General features: G+C 56.3%; 22 protein-coding genes. 8 read left to right on the top strand and 14 right to left on the bottom strand.

The window, feature by feature from the left end; translation table 11 throughout:
- Position 1: 1 nt before the first annotated feature.
- The 6 genes from tolQ to ruvC all read right to left on the bottom strand — a co-directional run bounded on the left by tolQ (position 2) and on the right by ruvC (position 4,069).
- The gene (tolQ, locus tag ACFIO0_RS02610; RefSeq protein WP_390913310.1) at positions 2-697 is read right to left on the bottom strand and encodes a protein TolQ; all 696 of its coding nucleotides are present in this window, start codon (positions 695-697) and stop codon (positions 2-4) included.
- Positions 698-794: 97 nt separating this feature from the next.
- Complete coding sequence (locus ACFIO0_RS02605) at positions 795-1,184, bottom strand: YbgC/FadM family acyl-CoA thioesterase (protein WP_390913308.1); 390 nt, start codon at positions 1,182-1,184, stop codon at positions 795-797.
- Positions 1,181-1,804, bottom strand: a complete 624-nt coding sequence (locus ACFIO0_RS02600; protein ID WP_390913306.1) for a hypothetical protein — start codon at positions 1,802-1,804, stop codon at positions 1,181-1,183. The genes ACFIO0_RS02605 and ACFIO0_RS02600 overlap by 4 nt, the downstream gene beginning before the upstream one ends.
- An 18-nt stretch (positions 1,805-1,822) precedes the next feature.
- A complete protein-coding gene (gene ruvB / locus ACFIO0_RS02595; protein WP_390913305.1) occupies positions 1,823-2,854 on the bottom strand; it encodes a Holliday junction branch migration DNA helicase RuvB in 1,032 nt (343 codons plus the stop codon).
- A 58-nt stretch (positions 2,855-2,912) separates the two neighbouring features.
- A complete protein-coding gene (ruvA, locus tag ACFIO0_RS02590; protein ID WP_390913303.1) occupies positions 2,913-3,563 on the bottom strand; it encodes a Holliday junction branch migration protein RuvA in 651 nt (216 codons plus the stop codon).
- Positions 3,560-4,069 (bottom strand): crossover junction endodeoxyribonuclease RuvC, encoded by a 510-nt coding sequence (gene ruvC / locus ACFIO0_RS02585; protein WP_390913302.1) that lies wholly within the window; start codon positions 4,067-4,069, stop codon positions 3,560-3,562. The genes ruvA and ruvC overlap by 4 nt, the downstream gene beginning before the upstream one ends.
- 352 nt (positions 4,070-4,421) lie before the next feature.
- Between ruvC and ACFIO0_RS02580 the strand changes: the two genes are divergently transcribed.
- Positions 4,422-4,631, top strand: a complete 210-nt coding sequence (locus ACFIO0_RS02580) for a DUF1127 domain-containing protein (protein ID WP_390913301.1) — start codon at positions 4,422-4,424, stop codon at positions 4,629-4,631.
- Positions 4,632-4,803: 172 nt separating this feature from the next.
- Here the strand turns inward: ACFIO0_RS02580 and ACFIO0_RS02575 are convergent, their stop codons facing one another.
- From ACFIO0_RS02575 to ACFIO0_RS02555, 5 genes are all read right to left on the bottom strand, one after another.
- Complete coding sequence (locus ACFIO0_RS02575) at positions 4,804-5,151, bottom strand: hypothetical protein (protein WP_390913300.1); 348 nt, start codon at positions 5,149-5,151, stop codon at positions 4,804-4,806.
- 114 nt (positions 5,152-5,265) lie between these two features.
- On the bottom strand, positions 5,266-6,138 hold the full coding sequence (locus tag ACFIO0_RS02570) for a 50S ribosomal protein L11 methyltransferase (protein ID WP_390913299.1): 873 nt from the start codon (positions 6,136-6,138) through the stop codon (positions 5,266-5,268).
- The gene (locus tag ACFIO0_RS02565; RefSeq protein ID WP_390913297.1) at positions 6,138-7,523 is read right to left on the bottom strand and encodes an MATE family efflux transporter; all 1,386 of its coding nucleotides are present in this window, start codon (positions 7,521-7,523) and stop codon (positions 6,138-6,140) included. Before ACFIO0_RS02565 ends, ACFIO0_RS02570 begins: the two co-directional genes overlap by 1 nt.
- 1 nt (position 7,524) lies before the next feature.
- A complete protein-coding gene (locus ACFIO0_RS02560; protein ID WP_390913295.1) occupies positions 7,525-8,757 on the bottom strand; it encodes an MFS transporter in 1,233 nt (410 codons plus the stop codon).
- 138 nt (positions 8,758-8,895) lie between these two features.
- On the bottom strand, positions 8,896-11,103 hold the full coding sequence (locus tag ACFIO0_RS02555; RefSeq protein WP_390913293.1) for a primosomal protein N': 2,208 nt from the start codon (positions 11,101-11,103) through the stop codon (positions 8,896-8,898).
- Between the two features lie 121 nt (positions 11,104-11,224).
- Between ACFIO0_RS02555 and fsa the strand changes: the two genes are divergently transcribed.
- The 5 genes from fsa (at position 11,225) to ACFIO0_RS02530 (ending at position 15,319) form a co-directional block, all read left to right on the top strand.
- A complete protein-coding gene (gene fsa / locus ACFIO0_RS02550) occupies positions 11,225-11,875 on the top strand; it encodes a fructose-6-phosphate aldolase (protein WP_390913291.1) in 651 nt (216 codons plus the stop codon).
- 290 nt (positions 11,876-12,165) lie between these two features.
- Entirely contained in the window at positions 12,166-12,873 is a 708-nt protein-coding gene (locus ACFIO0_RS02545) for a DUF484 family protein (RefSeq protein WP_390913290.1), read from the top strand.
- A complete protein-coding gene (locus ACFIO0_RS02540) occupies positions 12,870-13,790 on the top strand; it encodes a tyrosine-type recombinase/integrase (protein ID WP_390913289.1) in 921 nt (306 codons plus the stop codon). Before ACFIO0_RS02545 ends, ACFIO0_RS02540 begins: the two co-directional genes overlap by 4 nt.
- 131 nt (positions 13,791-13,921) lie before the next feature.
- Positions 13,922-14,509 (top strand): cytochrome P460 family protein, encoded by a 588-nt coding sequence (locus ACFIO0_RS02535; RefSeq protein ID WP_390913288.1) that lies wholly within the window; start codon positions 13,922-13,924, stop codon positions 14,507-14,509.
- A 105-nt stretch (positions 14,510-14,614) separates the two neighbouring features.
- Positions 14,615-15,319, top strand: coding sequence for a CDP-alcohol phosphatidyltransferase family protein (locus ACFIO0_RS02530; RefSeq protein ID WP_390913286.1), 705 nt, complete (start codon positions 14,615-14,617; stop codon positions 15,317-15,319).
- On the opposite strand, the gene ACFIO0_RS02525 is transcribed toward ACFIO0_RS02530, so the two are convergent.
- The 3 genes from ACFIO0_RS02525 to ACFIO0_RS02515 all read right to left on the bottom strand — a co-directional run bounded on the left by ACFIO0_RS02525 (position 15,316) and on the right by ACFIO0_RS02515 (position 18,115).
- On the bottom strand, positions 15,316-15,771 hold the full coding sequence (locus tag ACFIO0_RS02525; protein ID WP_390913284.1) for a methylated-DNA--[protein]-cysteine S-methyltransferase: 456 nt from the start codon (positions 15,769-15,771) through the stop codon (positions 15,316-15,318). The two genes, ACFIO0_RS02530 and ACFIO0_RS02525, sit on opposite strands and share 4 nt — an antisense overlap.
- 169 nt (positions 15,772-15,940) lie before the next feature.
- Entirely contained in the window at positions 15,941-16,837 is an 897-nt protein-coding gene (rpoH, locus tag ACFIO0_RS02520) for an RNA polymerase sigma factor RpoH (protein WP_390913283.1), read from the bottom strand.
- Between the two features lie 240 nt (positions 16,838-17,077).
- Positions 17,078-18,115 (bottom strand): RluA family pseudouridine synthase, encoded by a 1,038-nt coding sequence (locus ACFIO0_RS02515; RefSeq protein ID WP_390913281.1) that lies wholly within the window; start codon positions 18,113-18,115, stop codon positions 17,078-17,080.
- Here ACFIO0_RS02515 and ACFIO0_RS02510 point away from each other — a divergent pair.
- On the top strand, positions 18,114-18,416 hold the full coding sequence (locus tag ACFIO0_RS02510; RefSeq protein ID WP_390913279.1) for a DUF6476 family protein: 303 nt from the start codon (positions 18,114-18,116) through the stop codon (positions 18,414-18,416). The genes ACFIO0_RS02515 and ACFIO0_RS02510 overlap by 2 nt on opposite strands.
- Positions 18,417-18,528: 112 nt before the next feature.
- The gene (locus ACFIO0_RS02505) at positions 18,529-20,022 is read left to right on the top strand and encodes a hypothetical protein (protein WP_390913278.1); all 1,494 of its coding nucleotides are present in this window, start codon (positions 18,529-18,531) and stop codon (positions 20,020-20,022) included.
- The last annotated feature ends 42 nt before the right edge of the window (positions 20,023-20,064 follow it).

Below are 20,064 nucleotides of genomic sequence, written 5' to 3'. Positions count from 1 at the left end.
CTTAGCTGTCCAACTGGCGGCTAAGGATGGTGGCGAATTCGTCGGCAAAGGCTTCGTACCCGCCAAGGATGCGGTCACTGTCGGCGTTCAGTTTGTTGTAAAACACAACCGCCGGGATCGCGGCCAATAGACCCAGACCTGTAGCCAGCAACGCTTCGGCAATGCCAGGCGCGACAACGGCCAGATTGGTGTTTTGTTGCTCTGCGATCTCGATGAACGCGTTCATGATGCCGATGACCGTCCCGAACAAACCGATAAACGGAGCCGTGGATCCGACAGTCGCCAAAACCGACAGGCCTTTTTCCAGCTTTTCGGCCTCTTTCGCGATGGCGACATCCATGGACCGGTCAATGCGGGCCGTAGCCCCGGCGATCAAACCACCATCATCGCGGTGCGAGCGGCGCCATTCCATCATGCCGGATGCAAAAATCTTTTCTGCCTGACCTTTTGGATCGGTTCCAATCTGGTCGAACAAACCGTCTAGCGGTTCTCCTGACCAGAATTTGTGATCAAACTCCGCAGCCTCAGCGCGGGCACGCCGAAAGCTGATCAGTTTTTGGACGATAATCGACCACGACCAGAACGACGCGACGATCAACATGATCATGACGATTTTTACAGTAAGTGTTGCACGTGCGAATAAGGCCCACATGGAGAAATCAATCTCCTGTGCCAAGGCCAGTGTTTCTGCTTCCATTTGCCTGCTCTCGTTGCGGTCAGTTTTTAGACCATCGTTACGCCCACCGTTACCGTATCATAACGGGGAAAGCCAACATTACCGCGTCACGGCTGCGTTATTTGGCAAATGATGCGCGGATTTCCGCAGGAAGGCGGGTTGGTTTACCTGCCGTGGTCATGCAGGCGGCGGTGACTTTGGCGCGGAAAATCGGCTTGCCGTCCAGTTCGACCACCTGATCAAAGACCCAACGCACAGCGCCTTGGCCGTGATGATCGGATTTCACGATCAGACGATCGCCAAGCCGCGCAGAGCCTAAATAATCCGCCTCGACCCGCGTGACAGCAAACACAATGTCCATGTCGCGCATCGCCCGTTGATCAACGCCCATCTGTTCGACGACTTCGGATCGCGCCCGCTCAATGAACCGTAAATAGTTGGCATAATAGACGATGCCCGCCATGTCGGTGTCTTCGTAATAAACGGTGACGGGGAATTCGTGGGTCATTGCAGGGTCCCTACTCTTGCCGCAAGGCGCAGCGATTGTGTGTTATCTTGCGAAGCCGCGGGCAGTACCGGATCATAGGCCGCACGGATCAGCGCACCGATTTCAGGGCGCAGCACAACCGTTTCACCGGCCACGGCCAACGGGGATTGATCCATGAACGCGACATCCGACCACAACAAGATCGACTGTACAACCTGAGACAATGCCAAAGTTTGCGCAGGCACGTCGCTCAGTGCTTGGTCCATGCGCAGGAACACAAAAACCGCTTTGATCGCGCCACTGTCGTCGAACCGGAACACGCGGTACTGATTGGCGTCGACGTCTTTGAGACGTTCCACCAGTGGTTCCAGATCAGGCACCATGTCGCCAAGGCGCGGCACCTCGAGCAATTCGTCCCAGCCACGGAAAAAGAACCACATGAAGTTGCTGCCAAGCTCGGCGTCGCCGTCCATGGTTTCGTGACCGGCGACCTGACACACCGCTTCGATTGCGCCTTTGATCACGGACAACGTCGCATCATCGACCCCGAACACAACCGGTGCCAACGGCCGCCCCCAGCGCGCAAACGCAAAGCTACCGTCGCCGCGGGTGAACATCTTTTCGATCTCAGAATGGTCCATCGTCACGTCCCGTTGGTGTTAGTCAAACAAATCGCCGCGAGATTGTGGCGGGGCCATGCCCAAATGCGCCCACGCCTTTTGCGCCAGCATCCGGCCACGCGGCGTGCGCTGGATCAGACCTTGCTGCAACAAATACGGCTCGATCACTTCTTCTAGTGCATCGCGGCTTTCGCTGAGTGCAGCGCTGAGGGTTTCGATGCCAACCGGTCCGCCCTGATAATTCTCAGCGATCAGTTTCAGATAGCGACGATCCGCGCCATCAAGGCCCAAATGGTCGACACCCAAACGGGTCAGCGCACTGTCGGCCAGTGCTTTGGTCACGCGCCCGTCGCCCTCGACGACAGCGAAATCCACGACGCGACGCAGCAGGCGTCCCGCGATGCGTGGCGTTCCACGGGCACGGCGCGCAATTTCGCGCGCGCCGCCTTCATCCGCAGGGGCACCCAGTTTGCGGGCATTGCGTTCGACGATGATGAACAGTTCATCCTCGGTGTAAAATTGCAGTCGCGTCGGAATGCCAAATCGGTCACGTAGTGGCGTGGTCAGCAGGCCCATCCGCGTGGTCGCCCCGACCAAGGTGAAGGGCTGCAATTCGATCCGCACAGTGCGCGCCGCGGGCCCTTCGCCGATCACCAAATCCAGTTCGAAATCTTCAAGCGCCGGATACAGCACCTCTTCTACAGCAGGGTTTAGACGGTGAATTTCGTCGATGAACAGAACATCGCGCGCCTCAAGGTTTGTCAGGATCGCCGCCAGATCACCCGCCTTGGCCAGAACCGGCCCCGAGGTCATCCGAAAACTGACCCCCAATTCGCGCGCCATGATTTGCGCCAAGGTCGTCTTGCCCAGCCCGGGGGGGCCGTGGAACAGCGTGTGGTCCATCGCCTCGCCGCGTTGTTTGGCGGATTGGATGAACACCTTGAGGTTCGCGCGCGCCTCAGCTTGACCCACGAATTCGTCCAACGCTTGCGGACGCAAAGCGCGGTCAAAATCCTTGGCCGTATCTTCGGGCTGCTCTTGAGCACGCAATGTTGGGTCAGGTTCGATCATATGCACATCTATGAAGTAAGGTGTGTGGTTCTTCCAGAGGAAGGTTCACACACCGCGCCTACCCTTTCGGAGCCAGCAGTTTCAATGCCGCGCGAATGAGAGCAGGCGTTTGCGCATCCGGATTTTCGCCCGCCGCCTGCGCCACAGCACCCGCCGCGTCGCCCGGACCATACCCGAGGTTGCCAAGCGCCGACAACGCCTCGGCCTGCGCCGAGACGTTTTGGATCACCGGCGCGCTTGGCGTTTCGATGACCTCGGCGTCGGCATCGCCCATCGCTTGGGCAATCGTGCCGCCCATCGCCATCACTGACGGCGCTTTGTCCTTTAGGTCTAACACGACCCGTTGCGCGATCTTGGGGCCTACGCCTTTGGCCACCTTGATCGCGTTCCAATCACCCAACGCAATCGCACGGCTGACTCCGTCTGTGCCCAGCGCACCCAAAATCGCCAATGACGCCTTCGCCCCAACGCCCTGCACGGACGTCAGCAAACGGTGCCACTCTTTCTCGGCCAGTGTTGGAAACCCATACAACTGCATCAAATCTTCGCGCACCACCAAATCGGTGAACAGCGCGCAGACCTCGCCCACACCGGGCAAACCGGCCATCGTGCGATCCGACACAAAGACGATGTAACCAACACCGCGCACGTCGATCAGAATGTGGTCGGTGCTGCGATAATCAATGCGGCCTGTAAGTTTTCCGATCATGCGATTGCTTTCTTTAACGCTTCGGCCAAACCGCTGGCCCCGCCGTGATGCGCGTGACAAATGGCAATGGCCAAGGCGTCTGCCGCATCAGGGCCTTCGATCTTGACGCCCGGCAATTGGATTTTGACCATGTGTTCGACTTGGCCTTTGTCGGCGTGACCAACCCCTACAACCGTCTTTTTGACTTTGTTGGGGGCGTATTCGCCAACGCTCAGGCCAGCTTGGGCAGGTACCAGCATCGCGATGCCGCGCGCTTGGCCCAGCTTTAACGTACCTGCACCGTCTTTGTTCACAAATGTCTGTTCGACAGCGGCCGTTTTGGGACCGTAGGTATCGATCACATCCGTCAGGCCCCAGTACAGCGACAACAATCGCTGCGCCAAATCGTCCTTTGGCGAGGAATGCACAATACCGTTGGCAACGTGGCTCAGACGGGGTCCATCAGCGTCAATGATTCCCCAACCCATGTTTTGTAGACCGGGATCAATGCCCAAAACGCGCACCATGTGCTGCTCCTGCCTGCTTTGTTAAATCTTTTTTTACCAAGTAGCACGAAACGCGAACATCCGCCAAGAGGGTTTGCGTTAACCATAGGCATGCTGCAATGCAGCGTGAAAGCGGCAATCGCCATCAAAACGCGACACGCACAGGTCATTTCCGACAGAACCCAAAGCAAAATCGACACGTTGGGTGCCTCATTTTTGCCTTACTTTACCGTGCGTTAACCTTGATTCTGCACCTATGCAATGAGTGCATATCGAACATGCGCAAACGGTGGTTGCTGAAAAAATGTGCAAGACCTAAATGCCACTCATCAAGACCGGACGATCCCGGCCAACATTTAAAAGGACTGCTTCAATGGCAACTTTCACAACAAACCGCACAACCACCGGCACTGCCCCAGTTGCAGCCCGTATTTCCGCAACCGTACACGCGATCGTTGACGCGGCCGTTTCCTGGAACGACGCACGCATGACACGCAACGCTTTGTCTGCGTTGTCTGCACGCGAACTCGAAGACATCGGCCTGTCCTACGCGGACATCGAAACAGTCGCCGGCCGCCGCTAAGGCCGCGACAAAACAACGATCTCAAACGAATTGGTTGGCAACAACGTCCTCCCTCGGTGTTGCCACTTTGTTTGAATAGAAAAACCGCGCTGTGCCTCATGGGCCGCGCGGTTTTTTTGTGCCCTGCATAAAGCGAGCTTAGAATTTTCGAAGGGAAATGTGGTGGCGCGCCTTAGCGCAGCACCGGACCCATCAATTGGGCAAGAACCTGAGTTGCAGGGTCTGCTTGCATGACCCAAGCACCACCGCGTTCAACAAATGTACCGGTTTCAAGCTTTGCCACCCGCTCGCCGTAGCCATCAGGCCCGACAGATGCCAAAATCAGCGCTTTGAACGCGAACAGGCCAAGTGCCAGCAGAACCAAACCCTTTAGTGGAAAGCCGCGGCGCGCGACATGACGCGGCTTCACGACGATCAAACCGTCAGCACGCATTTGCGTCGTATAGCCATTGGCCATTTTGGAATGTTTGCGCCCTAACAGGTGCAGTCGATTGTTAAATTGAAGCTTGGAATTAACCATGGCAGCCTCCGCAAAAAGATCAGTGCCCCCACCAATCTCATGAGATTATTTATGCCCTCAGAATGTGGCAGAAACGTGGCATTTCGCTCAAATGCGTCTAAAAACAGGCAGCAATTAAGGCTTTTTACGAAGCGTTAACGTCGTCCATTCAACAATCTCTTCGCGGTGGACAAGATTGATGCCGTTATGTGCATAAACAGCGATCACTTCGTCCGCTTGCTCGTTCAGGATGCCAGAAAGAATCGCATAGCCTTCGGGGGCTAGGTGTTTGGCCATATCAGGGGCCAGCGCCACAAGAGGACCTTTCAAAATGTTCGCAAACACCAAATCATAGGGTGCAGCGGCCAAAAGGTCGGGGTGATCAAAGCCTGCGGCCTCAACCGCGATGACCCGTCCGACCAGATCATTGGCAGCAATATTAACCATGGCGACGTCAACCGCGACTTGGTCAATGTCCGACACCAGCACCGGATTTGGCCAGATGCGCGCCGCCGCCATGCCCAAAACGGCCGTGCCGCAGCCGATGTCAGCCACGTTGTGACCGACGAAACCCTCTGTGTCCAAACGATCAACCGCCCGCAAGCAGCCCAGCGTCGTGCCGTGGTGACCCGTGCCAAATGCCATTGCCGCTTCGATCAACAGGGGTTCGCATACCTCTGGCACCTTGTCTGCGTCGTGTGATCCGTAGACAAAAAACTGCCCCGCCTCGACCGGAGCCAATTCGCGGCGCACGTGCGCGACCCAATCGGTTTCCGGCAATTCCGAGATCACAAACGGTTTTGCGCCCATCGCGGCGGCCAGCAACGCCAGCGCCGTTTCATCCGGGCTTTCGGTGAAATAGCCGCCAACTTCCCACAGGCCCGATCCGTCTTCGACCTCGAACACGCCAATGCCTGTGGGTTCGGGCACCAGCCGTTCCATCGCCTCGCCCAAAGCTTCACCCGGCTTTTTGCCCATAAGTGTCGTGAGTGCAGTAAAGGTCGGCATCAGCGGCTCCTGTATCTGTCGGGATTTGGATAGGGGCGCGGTTTGGCCACTTTGGTTCCGACATTAGCGTTCAAGCCCGCCACATAGCGCCACCCCCACAGTCCCGCAAGGGTGCCCATGATGACGCCCGCGACGGCTTGGCCGTAAATCACGCCAGCCGCGCCGAAACTGGCAGATAGGAATGCGGCTGCTGGCCAGCTGATCACCCCGTCCTTAAGCCAGTTCACCAACGTGCTGCGTCCCGGTTTACCAAGATTGTTGAACGCCGCGTTCGACACAAACAGCGCACCGACAAACACAAAGCCACCAACCCCAATGGATGTGAACGCGCGCAAGACGTCTTCGCCCTGCCCTGACAGTCCGAATGCTGCGATGATCAGGTTTGTCGCACTGGCCAACACGGCCCACATCAGCAGTGTGTAAAAGAGGCAAAAGATCAACGCGTCGCGATAGGTGCTGCGCACACGGTCATAAAAACCTGCGCCAAAGTTCTGGCCAAAAATGCCACCAATGGCGCCCGACAGCGCAAAGATGCCGCCAAAGGTCAGCACAGTCAGGCGCGCAACCACTGCCCACGCAGCAACGGCATCGTCGCCAAACGGGGCCATTACGATGGTTAGAATGTAGTTGCCAACAGGCGTCGACATTTGCGTGGCAATCGCAGGTCCAGCCACGATCATGAACGGGATCCAGACGGCGCGAACTGTGCGCAACGTCGGGCGCGCGAGCAGTGAAAAACGATAGACCGCGAAATACAGCGCCAGCCCCATCAGACAGAACCGGAACAGCACGAGGCCAACTCCAGCCCCCTCCAACCCCCATTCCAGATACAGGATCAGGATCGGGTCAATCACCATCAAAACAAGGCCAGACGTCAGCGTCACATACATCGTCTCTTTGCCATACCCATAAGCACGCAAAGTGCCTGAACAGCTGAGCGAAATTGCCATCGGGATCAGCGACATGATCGTCAGCGCCAGATACCCCGCCGCATTGTCCGCCGTCTCACCAGTGGCCCCGGCCATCGCCACCAGATCGTGGCGAAAGGTTAGAATCGCCAGCGCGACGCCCCCTTGGATCATCGTTGAAATCGCAGCGGCAGCCCCTGATTGCGTGCGTGCAAGCTCTGCCTCTGCGCGTCCAATACTGCGCGAAACCATCGCTGTGGTCGCGATCATCAACCCCACGCCGATAGACACGGAAAAGAACTGGATCGCATAGGCAAAACCGATCGCGGCGACCAATTCAGGCTGATCCAGTTGTGACAGCCACAGCAAATTTGCAGCATCCACCAGAAACACAAACGTAATTCCGAACGCACCCGTCGCCGTCATCCGCACCACATGACCCAGAGTGGACCCGGTCAGAAAGCGTCCTTCTTGCATGCTATTCGGCCGCAGCCGTCAGCCGGATTTTGAAAATGGTTTCGTGCCCAGGTGCCGGGTGGCGCGGGATCAACAACGCAAGCATCAATGACACGCCAGCCATGCCCGCCGCAATCAGGAACACCAGCAACGGCGACACCAACCACAGCAAACCCAGCACGACAGGCAACGCCACAGCGGCAATGTGGTTGATCGTAAATGCAACGGCAGCCGTGGGCGCAATGTCTTGGGGGTCCGCGATCTTTTGAAAGTAGGTTTTCAACGCCAGCGCCAACCCGAAAAAGATGTGATCCACAACATACAAGAACGCCGCAATCGCCACGCCCCAGCCCAGATAGTACACCCCGCCGTAGGCCAGAAATACAGCAACCAAGCCGGTATATTCAAAAACCAGCGTGTTACGTTCACCAAATTTGTGAACGACGTTGCCAAGAACGGGTGCGATGAACATGTTGATCACCAAATTGATCAGAAACAAACCGGTCAGCTCGTGCACCTCGTAGCCGAATTTTTCGACCATCATGAAACCAGCAAACACCATGAAAATCTGACGGCGCGCACCGGCCATAAATTGCAGGGCGTAATACAGCCAATAGCGGCGGCGCAGCACCATCTTTTTCAGCTGCGGCGTTGGCCCGTCAAACTGCGGATACGCCACCATTGCGAACACGGCGATGGCAACCGTGACCAACCCGCCCACCATATAGACCACGTTGTAAGTCAGGCCCAAAGGTTCCCAAAGTAGCAGAATGATCAAATAGACGACAAAGGTCGCAGCCGACCCTGTTGCCACAAGCCATCCCAAAACCTTGGGTGCGCGGTCTTTGGGAAGCCACTGTAATTGCAGCGATTGATTGACGGTTTCATAGTAGTGAAATCCGATCGAGCTGAGCATCGTCAGGGTCAAAATCCCGCCCAAGCTGGGAAAATACGCCGTCACGGCCGTCGCCACGCCCAGCAAAATCAGGGAGACCATCCCCAAAACCTGTTCACGCACATAAATGATGATGGCGATGACGCCAATCGCCAGAAACCCCGGGATCTCGCGCACTGTGTGCAGCAAGCCAATGTCCGAGCCGTCAAAATCAGCAACCTCGATCACAAAATTATTCAGCAACGCCGCCCACGTGTTGAACGCAATCGGCATGGCCACAGCCATCAAAAACAACAGAACCAACGGGCGTTGCCAACGCGGCAAATGAACGGCTTGCGCCAAAGGGATAGGATCAGACATATTCTTGCAATACGCCCAAAGCCTGACAAGAGATATAGCCCAGACGCATAGCAGCCATGCGCTCATCGGCAAGCTAAAGTCCAAAGCCCTTGTTTTGATCAAAAATACTCGCGCGCGCAACGCAAACCTGTTTCTGAATCAATAAAAACTCTGCGGATCGATATCGACAGCCAGCCGCACATCACCCTTGATCTGAACCTGCCGTAACCAACTGGAAATCGCACTTTGCAAGGCAACGCTCTTGTCCGCCTTGATCAACATGCGCACACGATGACGCCCTCGCACACGCGCAATTGGCGCAGGGGCTGGTCCAAACACCTGCGCCCCGACGCGGCGCAACGGCGCGTCATTGCGGGCCAAATGGTTTGCCAGATCAAAGACCTGCGCGACATCCGGACCGCTCACGATGATACCAGCCATACGCCCGAATGGCGGCACGCCTGCTTGCTCGCGCTCGGCCGCTTCGGCCCGCCAGAACCCTTCTTCGTCACCAGCAAGGATTGCCCGGATCACCGGATGGTCGGGCTGATACGTCTGCAACATCGCCGTGCCTGGTTTTTCCGCGCGCCCTGCCCGTCCGGCGACTTGGCGCATCAATTGAAACGTGCGTTCAGCCGCCCGCAAATCCGACCCTTGCAGACCCAAATCCGCATCGATCACGCCGACCAACGTCAAATTCGGAAAGTTGTGCCCTTTGGCCACCAACTGTGTGCCGATCACGATGTCCGCGCCACCTGCCGCGATGGATTCAATCTCGGCTTTTAGCGCGCGGGCAGACCCGTACATGTCCGAACTTAGGGTCGCGATCCGTGCGTCGGGCCACAATGCTGTGGCCTCTTCGCCCAGCCGTTCCACGCCCGGACCAACGGGGGCCATCCGACCCTCTACCCCGCAGGACGGGCATTTTTCCGGCATCTCTTTGCTTTCGCCGCACTGATGGCAAACAAGGCGTTTCTGAAACCGGTGTTCAACCATGCGCGCATCACAATCGTCGCATCCGACCTGATGACCACAGGCACGACACAGCGTGATCGGCGCGTAACCACGGCGGTTGATGAACAACATCGCCTGTTCGCCCGCCTCGATGCGCTTGTCGACTTCGGCCTTCAGCACCTCTGACACCCAGCGATCCGAGGGCAGTTTTGCATCCCGCATGTCTATCGTTTTCATCGTCGGCATCACCGCAGGACCAAACCGCGAGGTTAATTCTAGCCGTTTGTATTTACCGCTTTCTGCGTTCGCCCAACTTTCGAGGCTGGGGGTCGCACTGGCCAAAACCACATGCGCACCACAGATCGAGGCGCGTAAAACGGCCATGTCACGGGCGTTGTACAGCACGCCCTCTTCTTGCTTGTACGACGTGTCGTGTTCTTCATCGACCACGATCAATCCAAGATTTTGGTAAGGCAAAAACAACGCTGATCGCGCACCAATCACGACTTGCGCTTGGCCATGCCCAACCATGCGCCAAATCCGGCGGCGCTCGGTCATTGTGGCGCCTGAGTGCCATTCGGCTGGGCGCGTCCCAAATCGTTCCTGGATCCGTTTCAGAAATTCAGCCGTCAACGCGATTTCGGGCAGCAGTACCAGCGCCTGACGTCCAGCGCGCAAGGCGGCGGCGACGGCTTCGAGGTAGACTTCGGTTTTGCCCGATCCCGTCACCCCGCGCAGCAAGGTTGTGCCGTAATTGCCAGACGCGACACCTGTCGCCAAATACGCCGCGGCGGTCGCCTGATCCTCGGTCAGTTCTTTGGACGGCAGGCTTGGGTCCATGCGCTGAAACGGCAAATCGCGCGGGCTGTCTTCCTCAGACACGCAGCCCTGTTCGACCAACCCTTTGATCACGGGGGCCGTCACGCCAGCCAGTTCGGCCAGTTCTTTGAGCGTGAAAGACAAGTCACCGTATTCTTGTAACGTGTCCAGAACACGCCCCCGCGCGTCGGTCATCCGCGATGGTTCGCCCGCACCCCGTCGGTAAATCTTGCGCATTGATGGCGGATCACCCAGCCCCGGTGCGCGGGTCGCCAGACGCAGCATCGCGTTCATTGGGGTCAGAGTGTAGTCCGCAGCACGGCGCAAAAAATCGCGCATTTCCAGACGCATCGGTGCGGCATCCAGCACGCGGTAGGCACTGCGCACCTTTTTGATATCCCAATTGCCGGCACCCGGGCCCCAAACGACGCCGATCACTTTGCGCGGCCCCAAAGGCACTTCGACAAACGCACCCAGATGGCAGCCACCTTCGGGTGCCTTGTAATCCAGCATCCGGTTCAGCGGCTGTGTCGTCAGCACGCCAATCAGCGCGCCTGCCTCGTAAAATTCCGGAACAAAAGCTGGACCGCTCACGCACCACTCCGCCTATTTCAGGGTTTGATGATTTCTCCCCCTTGGGGTACACGCAAATCAAGGAATACACCACAGCCTGAACACCTCTGTTTCGGGCAGGAAACTCATAAGGAAACGATTCATGAAATTCTTTGTCGACACAGCCGTAGTTGAAGAAATCGCCGAACTGAACGATCTGGGAATGGTTGACGGGGTCACAACCAACCCGTCCTTGATCCTGAAATCCGGTCGCGACATTCTGGAAGTGACCAAAGAAATCTGTGATTTGGTCGACGGTCCGGTGTCTGCCGAAGTTGTGGCGTTAGAAGCCGATGCGATGATCGCCGAGGGCCGCAAGCTGGCCGAAATCGCGGAAAACGTGACCGTGAAATTGCCCCTGACCTGGGACGGCCTGAAGGCCTGCAAAGTCCTGTCGTCCGAAGGTAAAATGGTGAACGTGACGCTGTGTTTCTCTGCAAACCAAGCGCTGTTGGCCGCAAAAGCGGGCGCCACATTCATCTCGCCGTTCATCGGCCGTTTGGACGACATCAACCTGGATGGCATGGATCTGATCGAAGACATTCGCAACATTTATGACAACTATGGCTTCCAAACCAACATCTTGGCCGCGTCGATCCGGTCCGTGAACCACATCCACGACTGTGCCATGGTTGGTGCCGACGTCATCACCGCACCCCCGTCCGTCATCAAGAAACTGGCCGATCATCCGCTGACCCAAGCCGGTCTTGACCAGTTTATGAAAGACTGGGCCAAAACCGGTCAATCTATCTAAGATTAGCGCGCTGGCGTACCCTGTTGCGCCAGCAACGCCCGCAGCTCTGATGGGCTAAGCGGGAACAGATCGCTGGCCGTTGTGGGTGATCCGTTAACGTTTGATGTAAATTCTACCATGTCGGGCATCATGCACGCATTTTTGCATCAGTCAGGGGGAGAAAACCGCCCCTTTCCCCACTTTGACGCGAATTAGCAACAAAAATGAGCAAAACACCGCTATTCGCTTAAGAAAAGTGAAGATTTGAAAAAATGCGCGTGATATAAAGACGCAAATATATAGAGGCTGAAATGAGCAGTAGCCCCAAAATCGAAGATACATTGCGCGAAGCGATCATTTCGCAGCCAGGCGTGATTCTGGACGACAAGGACGTGATGCGCGCCCTTATCGCCGCCAATGAGCGTGCGATGGGTGGCAATATCGTTGACTTGCGCGGCATCGCGATGGACCGTTTAGAAAGCCGTCTGGACCGGCTCGAGGACACCCACCGCTCTGTGATTGCTGCCGCCTATGAAAACCTTGCCGGCACCAATCAAGTGCATCGTGCAATCCTGCGAATGCTGGACCCGATCGAATTTGAATCCTTCTTACGCGATTTGTCTGGCGAAGTTGCTGAAATCCTGCGCGTCGATGCTGTAAAGCTGGTTCTGGAATCCGTGCAAAACGACAATGACCCAGCCGTCAAACGCTTGGGCGAAGTCCTAAGCGTCGCTGAGCCGGGGTTTATCGACGACTATCTAAGCCAAGGGCGCGGTGGCCAAGTCCGCCAAGTCACTTTGCGTCAGGTCCAAGATGCATCAGACACTATTTACGGCGATCAGGCCGACTGGGTCCGCTCCGAGGCCTGCCTGAAACTGGACTTTGGCGAAGGCCGTTTGCCCGGCTTGTTGGTCATGGGGGCAGAAGATCCGCACATGTTTGGCCCACAGCAAGGCACTGATTTGTTAGCGTTTTTCACCGGCGTCTTTGAACGCGCGATGCGGCGCTGGTTGTCGTGAGCCTGATTTCGCCTGCGGCGCGCGATGCACTGCAAGCGTGGCTGGATCACCAGAAATCACTGAAGGGCGCAGCGCAAAATACGCTGACCGCCTACACCGGTGATGTCACCGAATTCCTCGTGTTTATCTCGGCGCACAAAGGCCAGCCTCAGGGTCTGGGCGCGTTGGCTAAAATCACCATCAGCGACATGCGCGGGTGGATGGCAAACAGTCGATCCGCAGGCGTTGGCCCCAGATCACTGGCGCGCAAATTATCCGCGGTCAAAGCGTTCTATCGCTGGTTATCCGCACGCGAAGGGTTTGAACCGACTGCCGTTTTGTCGACACGCTCTCCGAAATTCACCAACAAATTGCCGCGCCCCTTGGCCGTAGACGCCGCGCGCGATTTGATCGAAGCGGTTGAGCTGCAATCGCTCGCCCCTTGGGTTGCCCTGCGCGATGTCGCGGTTGTGACCTTGCTGTGGGGCTGTGGCTTGCGGATTTCCGAGGCTTTGGGGATCAAAGGCGGCGACGCGCCCCTGCCCCAAGTCATGCGGATTATCGGCAAGGGCGGCAAGGAACGGATCGTGCCTGTAGTTGATGCTGCGCGTGATGCAGTTGATGCCTACATGCGGGCTTGCCCCCACAATTTGGACGACGATGGGCCGCTGTTTCGCGGTGTGCGTGGCGGGGCATTGTCACCGCGCGCGATCCAAAAATCGATGGCCTCTGCGCGCATGCAACTGGGCCTACCGGCAACAGCAACCCCGCACGCAATGCGCCACAGCTTTGCCACGCATTTGCTAAACGCCGGTGGTGATTTGCGCGCGATCCAAGAGTTGCTGGGCCACGCATCGCTGTCCACAACCCAAGCCTACACCGCCGTCGACACCGCCCGTCTGATGGAAGTCTACGATCGCGCCCACCCAAAAGCCTAAAGCGCTCTGACATATTCTCTCACGCAATCGTGCAACACTGTTAAGGGCTATTTCATCCCTGATCTGACAAATTGTCGCACAAGGCGTGCAACAGGCATGCCAAATGATTCTGCGAACAACAGGGAATACTCATGACACTTACCACGCGCTTGACCGCCGCCGCATTTGGCCTCGCTCTTAGTTCTACAGCTGCTTTTGCCGATTGTGCTGATCTGACCGTCGAAGACCGGTTTGACCTCGAAGAAGACCAGATCGTCACGCTTTACGAATGTCTCGAGGCGAAAATGGCCGAAGGCTACGCAAAAGAAGGTGACGAGATCGGTTCAAATTTCCGCTCTTGGGCCCCCACCGCGACACGCGGCGCGATCCAAGGCGCGCATGGCACCCGCATTTTGAACACCTTCGCCAATGACATCGCCGCCGAGCAATATCTGAAATTCGCTGACGAAGGCGTCAATATGCCCGTTGGTTCGATTCTGGCCAAAGAATCGATCAGCCTGTCGATCAAGAAGAAAAAGGCCCGCCCCGGCCCGCTGTTTATCATGACCAAAATGGAAGCCGGATCCATCCCGGAAACCGGTGACTGGCTGTATGCCGGCCTGCAACCAAACGGTAAAGTGATGAAAGTTAAACAGTCTTTCTGCCACGATTGCCACGCGGCCTATGAGGACAGCGATTTCCTTGCCTATCCAGTCGAAGAGGTGCGTTTGGGGCAGTAACCCAACGCCTAAAACTGACGTATAAAAAGCCCGTCGACACTGCCTTGTGGAGTGTTCGGCGGGTTTTGCTTTGCATCTGGGCCAATCTTGGGCCATGTACGCCAAATGACTGATAAATTACGCGCACTTTCCGTCCATTTACTCACTGCTACGGGTGCCGTGTTTGCGATGCTTGCAATGCTTGCTGCGGTTGACGGCAAATGGGATCTGATGTTCCTTTGGCTTGTCGTGGCCTTTTTTGTGGACGGGATCGACGGACCGCTAGCGCGCCACTTTGATGTCAAAAAGAACGCGCCCGAATTTGACGGCGTCCTTCTTGATCTTATCATCGATTATCTCACCTACGTGTTTATCCCCGCCTTTGCCTTGTTCAAATCAGGCATCATGGACGGGTGGAGCGGTTGGGTCATGATCATCATCGTCACCTTTGCATCCGCTATGTATTTTGCAGATACACGCATGAAAACAAAGGATAACTCATTTTCCGGTTTTCCAGGATGCTGGAACATGTTGATCATTGTGTTGTTCGCACTGAACCCGCCGTGGTGGGTGTGCCTGATACTGGTTACGTTCCTCAGCATCACGATGTTTCTGCCGCTTAAATTTGTGCACCCGGTGCGCACGGAACGCTGGCGTGCGCTGACACTGCCTATGGCGTTGGCGTGGACATTCTTTGCAGGCTGGGCCGCTTGGGTCGATTTCCACGCCGAAAGCTGGGCGCACTGGGGGTTGATTGTGACCAGCATTTACTTGCTTGGCGCGGGCATCGCGCAACAGATCATTCCGCAAGCTTCGGCTCAGAACACCTAGATCAGCAAACCAGCTGCTTTTTCGTGAAGCAGCAGCGCGACCTTGGTTTCCACCCCTCCTGCACCTGAAAATCCCGTCAATCCTTTGGCCCCCATAACGCGGTGACACGGGATGATAATCGGGATCGGATTACCACCGCAGGCTTGCCCGATTGTCTGGGCAGGCACACCCAGATCCTTTGCGATTTCGCCATAAGTCCGCGTGTATCCAAAGGGAATTGCGAACATCAGATCGCACACATCCCGTTGCAGTTTTGATCCATTGACGTGCAACGGCAGATCGAAGACTTCCCGCGTGCCAGCGTCGTATTCCTGCAACTGGCGAACGGCTTCGTCCAACACAGCAGACGCGTCTTGGCGCGGCGCATGTCCCCAATCGACACGGGTGATCGCGTCGTTTTCTTGGGTCAGGCACAACTGGCCGAATTGGGTATGAACATCACGTGTGAACATGGCCAAACCCTAAACCGATGTACGCTTAAGACAACCCGATCCTTGCGGAAAATGCGGATCGTTTTTCGAAGGTCATCGTTTCAATTCGACCAAGCAGATACCCATCAAACAAAAAAATGCCCCGCCCATTTATAGGCGAGGCACTTCATTTCAAGTTGGGAAAACGCTGTTAGGCTGTGGCCAACAGACCTTTTTCTTTTGCCAATTCGCGCATCCGCTGCTGCAGTTTTTCAAATGCACGCACTTCGATTTGACGAATACGTTCGCGGCTGACGTCGTATTGACCGCTTAGATCCTCAAGCGTGATCGACTCGTCGCTAAGACGACGTTGGGTCAGGATGTCTTTTTCGCGATCATTCAACACGTCCATTGCCTCGGCTAACATCTCGCGGCGGACCGACAATTCGTCATTGGCCTCGTAGTCACCCGCTTGGTCAGCACTTTCGTCCTCGAGCCAGTCCTGCCATTGCATCGTGCCTTCGCCCTCAGACCCGACTGTGGCGTTCAAAGACGCGTCACCACCGCTCATCCGGCGGTTCATGCTAATGACTTCGGCCTCGGTTACGCCCAGATCTGTCGCGATCCGTTTGACGTTTTCGGGGCGTAAATCGCCATCTTCCAGCGCGCCGATCTTGGATTTGGCTTTGCGCAGGTTAAAGAACAGTTTTTTCTGAGCAGACGTTGTGCCCAATTTGACCAAGGACCACGAGCGCAGAACGTATTCCTGAATGCTCGCGCGAATCCACCACATCGCGTAGGTTGACAGGCGGAACCCTTTTTCCGGATCAAAGCGTTTGACCGCTTGCATCAGGCCCACGTTGGCCTCCGAAATCACCTCGGCTTGGGGCAGACCATAGCCGCGGTAGCCCATGGCGATTTTCGCCGCCAAACGCAGGTGCGACGTGACCAGTTTATGGGCCGCGACGGTGTCTTCTTTTTCGACCCACGCTTTGGCGGCCATATATTCTTCTTCAGGTTCCAGCAGCGGAAACTTGCGGATTTCCTGCATATAGCGGTTTAGGCCGCCTTCTGGCGTTGGTGCTGGAAGATTTGCATAATTTGCCATGGTCTGTTCCCTCCGGTCTTTGTGTCTCGCGGTTGTCGCGAGGCCCACTTGATGTTTATGGGCTTAACATTCGATATGGGTGACGTTTTGAGCCGTTTCAAGAGGCGCGTTCACCGATACCTTTAATATTGCATGCAAATCGTTCAAAGCCATATCTGTGTCACGCGCCTCACGCATCTGTGCTGTAGGTGACAAACGGATATTAATGTTTTGTGAACAAATCGTACAAATTGGGCGTTTTTATGCCTCTGCTGGCCGCTCAAGTGCGGTGATCAGATCCGCCATGTCTGCAGGCAACGGTGCTTCGAACCGCATCTTTTCACCGGAAATCGGATGAACAAAACCCAAAACGGCCGCATGCAATGCTTGACGTTTAAAGCCATCCAACGCTGCAAATCCTGCTTCGCTCAGGGATTTTTTCGGCAGTTTGCGCTTGCCGCCATACGTCGGATCACCGACCAAACCGTGCCCAGCGTGGGACATATGTACACGAATTTGGTGCGTACGGCCAGTTTCCAGCCAACATTCCATCAGCGCCAAGACTTGCGGCTGACCGTAACGATCCACCGTGCGGGCGCGGGTGACGGCATGCCGACCCCCTTGAAACAGCACGGCCTGACGTTGGCGATCTGTCTTGTGACGGGCCAATTGTGTGGTCATCCGCAAGATGTTCGAGGATTCAAAGCTGGCCCCCCGAATACCGCGCAGGCGCGGGTCGTTGGCATCTGGCACGCCGTAGACCAGCGCCTTGTAGTAGCGTTCGGTCGAGTGATCGGCGAATTGATCCGCCAGCCCGTGATGCGCTTTGTCCGATTTCGCGACGACCAAAAGGCCCGAGGTTTCCTTGTCGATGCGGTGCACAATGCCGGGGCGTTTCATGCCACCAACACCGGACAGGCTATCGCCGCAGTGATGCAGCAACGCGTTCACCAAGGTACCCGACGGGCTGCCGGGGGCTGGATGCACAACCATGCCGGCGGGTTTGTTCACCACGATAAGATCATCGTCTTCGTAGACGACCTCTAGCGGGATATCTTCGGGCAAGATGTGGCTGTCTTCGGCCACAGGCACCGTGATCAGCACGTCTGCACCTTCGGTCACTTTGGCCTTGGGGTTGGTGACAACAACGCCGTCGACCGTCACAGCACCATCGATGATCAATTTGCTCAGACGCGAGCGCGACAATGACGCGTCCACTGGCACATCGCGCGCAACCGCCTTATCAAGACGTGCGGGCGGAGCCTCATCAATACGAAAACGAACGGAAGTGGTGGACATGACAGATCCTGTTGAGCCGGCGAACCTAAAGTTCTTGCGGCGGTTGGTAACCGTGTTGACGGCCACAATGTTGGTGGGCGTTGTAGTGGTGGTTGGCCTGCTTGTCACGCGACTGTCAAACAAAGGGCCACGCTTGCCCGAAATTGTCACGCTGCCGGACGGAAAAACCGCCACCGCGTTCACCCAAGGCGACGGATGGTTTGCGATTGTGACAACGGACAATGAAATTCTGATCTACAATCGCACCGACGGGCAATTGCGCCAAACGGTGCAAATCTCGGATTCTGTCCTTTCGAACTAATACAGACCTGCGGCTAAAATAGTGATGACAGGGTGCCGCACTTGCGCCTAATCTTGCAGATATTACGAAAATCAAATTTTTGATCTAATTTTTTAACACCGGAGAATTTTCTGTGCGTATTTCCCATAATTTTGCTGCAATATTTCTTACAAGCTCTTGCGTTGCCGCGCTGCTGTTTACGGGCGCACCGGCGTCTTCCCAAAACACAATTCCTGCGGATGCGGATGCTAGCTGCGCTGTTTCGCAATCAGAATTTGAAGGGTGGCGCGCTGGCGGCACAAACGCCAATCCTGTGTTTGCGGCCCCTGACGGTTTCGGTGCGCAATTCACCGAACCTTGCCAGTTTTTCAAATGGGGCGCGCAGACGTTCTTGTGGCTGACGTCCTCCGCCCAAGATGATTATGTCTTTGATCAATCGGGGTTCTTCGATGTCGTGCATGACGAACAGGGCACTGAAAAGATCGCAAAGGTCAAAGTCACACCAAACGGTCAGGGCCACCCAAATATCTTTGCCTTGCGCGGGGTCAAACCCGACATCCGCGGTGGATCAGGTCAGGCAGGCGGCGGCGGTGCATTGGTCAGTCAAAAAGGGTCACTGACCTACTACGGCATGCACGTGAACGATGCCTATGTCGCATTTCGCAATGGCATGTCCGAGGACCCAGAGGCTTTCAATTTCACCGACGCCAAGAACACACAAGAATTCCAATTTCCATCCACCGCCGAAGCCATCACCCGGATCGTGAAATACGGGCGCGCCAGTGGGATCATTGACGGCGATGGATCTGTGGCACAGTTGGCAGGCACGCTCGAGGTCAAAACCTCTTGGGTCAAAGCCGATACGGTCGACAGAGACGCGTTTGTGATTGTCACAGCGCAGGTGCCGAAATTCGATACATCTTTGGATACCGTTTGGACCGCTGATGGGACGGAATCGATGGAATTGGCGATGGTCGGCATGCACATTGCGGCCCCCGTGACCGGCCATCCTGAACTGGCTTGGATCACCTACGAGCATCTGTCCAACACCCCGATCGGCGCGTATCTTTATACCGATACCTCGGGCGCGACGGCGACGTATGATTACAACAGCGACGGGACGTGGACATTCGCAAAAAGCGGCGCATCCGGCCAAGGCAACATGGTGCCTAATGCCAGCGTGAACGCGGCAGGCGACATTCAAGCAGCCGAGGGAAAAACCGTTTCTGCCCAAGATATAGTACTGTTCAACCCGTGGGGGCTTGCGCCGATGACCGCCAATGATCTGGCCAACAACACCGATCTTGTGTCGCTGAATGCAAGCCTGATCGCGTTGTTGGGCGCTGATGAAAACGCGCGCGACAAGTATTTTCAAGTCGGCGGTATTTGGACGGATGGCACACTGCCAAAATATCAGGACTACGACATTGAGGTCGGCGGCCTGGATCTGGCCAATTCCACGATGGAATCGTTTCACCAGTTTGGCGCACAAAAACCGGCCGACTTTACCCCAAGGAACTGTTTTGACTGCCACAGCGTGTCTGGCGACAATGCGTCAGCCCCCGAACACAATCTGGGTGTCAGCGTCAGCCACATCTTTCAGGGTATGAAACCCTACGCCCCTTAAAACAAACAAAGCCCCGGCACGTGAATGCCGGGGCTTTGGTTA

It is taken from the genome of Pseudosulfitobacter sp. SM2401, from assembly GCF_042932805.1.
In the GTDB taxonomy this organism is placed as follows: Bacteria; Pseudomonadota; Alphaproteobacteria; order Rhodobacterales; family Rhodobacteraceae; genus Ascidiaceihabitans.
The sequence above is the reverse complement of the archived record's forward strand: the minus strand, read 5'-3'. Positions and strand labels throughout refer to the sequence as shown.